Source organism: Corallococcus carmarthensis (assembly GCF_003611695.1).
In the GTDB taxonomy this organism is placed as follows: Bacteria; Myxococcota; Myxococcia; order Myxococcales; family Myxococcaceae; genus Corallococcus; species Corallococcus carmarthensis.
The window spans coordinates 1-2,713 of record NZ_RAWE01000422.1; the positions used below are offsets into that span (position 1 = coordinate 1).

At 73.1% G+C, this 2,713-nt stretch carries 1 protein-coding gene; it reads right to left on the reverse strand.

What is annotated here, in order from left to right; genetic code table 11:
* Window positions 1–309: 309 nt before the first annotated feature.
* Window positions 310–2,713 (reverse strand): signal peptide peptidase SppA (sppA, locus tag D7X32_RS44015; protein ID WP_120608431.1); only part of this gene is annotated, 2,404 nt, incomplete at its 5' end.

The following is a 2,713-nucleotide window of genomic DNA, read 5'->3' on the forward strand; positions in this document are numbered from 1 at the left end:
GGCGGCGGGTTGCGGGTCTCGGGGTTGTCGGAATTCTCGCTCATGGGGCTCCACGCGTGACGGCCCTTGAGGGCGGCGGCCACAGGGGGCCGCCGGGGACGTCAGGAAGCAGGTTTTGGGACAGGAAGCCGGACGCGGGGCCTGCGAGAAGGCCGAAACCGCCGGTTCCTGAAACCCCCCGACGGCCCTAGCGCCGGCCGGGAGGCACTCACCACCCTAACAGAGCGCCCGGATGGGGCGCCCGCAATTTCGCCGTCCGTGTGCGTGGGCTGTCCACCGGGCGACCCCACCGGCACGGCCCCGGGGCCTTCAGCGGATGCGCACGCGGAAGGGCATCATGGCCTTCAGCCCGGGACGCAGGAGCTCGGGCGACCCCAGCCCCACCTCCCGGGCGAGCACGGCCAGCGCCTCCGGCGGGCGCTCCGGCAGCGCGGGCAGGAGCACCCCCGCCAGCGCGTGCACGCCGGGCTCTCCGCCCAGGCCGGAGAGGAAGCCGCGCGCGTCCCCCATGACGTCCAGGTCCAGGTCCTCCGCGGGGGGCACCTTCGCGCGCTTGCGCGCCGACGCGATGGCCTCCGGCAGACCGCCCATGCCGTCCACCAGCCCCCGGGCGAGCGCGTCCGTGCCGCTCCACACCCGGCCCCGGGCCACGGCGTCCACCTTGGCCTTGTCCATCTTCCGGTTGCGGGCGACCTCCGTGATGAACGTGTCGTAGGAGTCGTCCACCCAGGTCTGCACCGCGGCCTGCTGCTCGGGCGTCCACGGCTTCCACCACTCCAGCAGGTCCGCCATGTCGCCGCGCTTGAGCGTCTCCTGGTTCACCCCCAGCTTCATGCCCAGGCCCTCCAGCGCGGGCTTCGGGTAGAAGACGCCGATGCTGCCCGTCAGCGTCGTGGGCTCCGCCAGCACCTCGTCCGCGCCCACCGCCGCGTAGTAGCCACCGGAGGCCGCCGCGTCGCCCATGGAGGCGACGACGGGCTTGTGCTTCTTCGCCTCCAGCACCGCGCGGTACATCAGGTCCGACGCCAGCACGTCGCCGCCGCCAGAGTCCACGCGCAGGACGATGGCCACCACGGACGGGTCCTCCTGTGCCTCCTGGAGCGCGCGCACCACCGTCTCCGCGCCCGCCACTTGCGCGAAGCCCAGCGGGTCCTCGCGGCTGCGGCCCCCGGTGATGTCGCCCAGGATGGGCACCACCGCGATGCGGCGGCGCAGCCCCCAGCGGTCCTCGCGCTCGTCGCGCGGCGAGTACGACGGGTGGAAGCGCAGCCCGGGGAACCACTCGGCCACGCGCGCGTCCAGCTCCGTGGCGGACACCACGCCGTCCAGGAGCCCCGCCGCTTGCGCCCGCTTCGAGGACAGGATGCCCTGGGCCCACGCCGCGCGCAGCTTCGCCGGAGGCAGCTTGCGGCCCGCCTCCACGGCCTTCTCGTAGTGCGACACCTGGGCATCGAGGTACGCGTCCAGCGTCTCGCGCTCCGCGGGGCTCATGTCGGAGCGGGTGAACTGCTCCATCGCCGTCTTGTATTCGCCCACGCGCGCCACGTCCCACGTCACGCCCAGCTTCTCCATGGTGCCGCCCAGCGACGTCACCGTGGCGGACAGGCCGTTGATGGGCAGCGACGCCTCCGTGAGCGCGTACACGCTGTCCGCCGCGGACGCGACGAGGTAGCTGCGGTCGTCTCCGGACAGCATCACCACCACGACCTTCTTGCCCGCCTCGCGCAGCTTGAGCAGCGACTGGCGCAGCTCCTCCGCCGTGCCCCAGCCCACGCCGGGCAGGCCCTCCATCTTCAGCACCACGCCCTTGAGCCGCTCGTCGCGCGTGGCCAGGTCCAGGAACTTCATCAGGCGCAGGTACGGGTCCGGCTCGCTCACGCCCAGCAGGGACAGCACGGGGCTGGAGCCGCCCGACAGCATGTCGTCCAGGTCCAGCAGCGCCACCACGCCGCCGCCGCCGTGCACGGAGCGATAGCGCTCCGAGGACAGGCGCAGCTGCAGCACGTGGTCCAGGCCGTCGCCCGCGCCGCCCGCCGCGTACGTCAGGCCCGCGTGGCCCAGGTCCACCGTGGCCGCGAGCTGGAGCGCCAGCGGGATGCCGCTGACGAAGCCGTGGGACAGGCCACCGCCCAGCCTCAGGCCGGGCACCACCTCCGCCTGGAGCGTGTACGTGGCCAGTCCCTCCCGGAAGCCTCCTTCCGCGAAGAGCCAGTCCACGCCCAACGTGTAGCGCTCACCCAGCGGGCGCAGGCCCAAGCCGAAGTTGTAGCGGCGCGGCAGCTTCAGTCCGTCCTGCTCCGGGGCGTTCACGTCCTTCGCCACCGCGGCCAGCGACAGGGCGCGGAAGGGGCGCGCGGTGAGGCCCACGTCCCAACTCGTCAATCCGCCGATGCGGCGGTCATCCGAGCTGAAGTCGTGCAGGGCGGCGCCCAGCTGCAGCGTGCGTGGCCCCAGCGACAGGCCGAAGGACGTCTTGCGGTAGTCGGGCGCGTTCTCCCCGCGGATCCACTCCAGGGAGAAGCCCGCGCCCAGGCCCAGGAAGCGCGTGCCCAGGAAGACGGCGTCTCCGACGGAGTCGGATTCGAGGTTGCGCTCGTGGAGGTAGAAGAGCTGCCCCGCGTCCTGGAAGCCCAGGCCGGCGGGGTTGAGGGACAGGGCGGGTGCCTCGTCAATCAGCGCGGCGTTGGTGGGCGGCAGCGTGACGCCCCGGGGC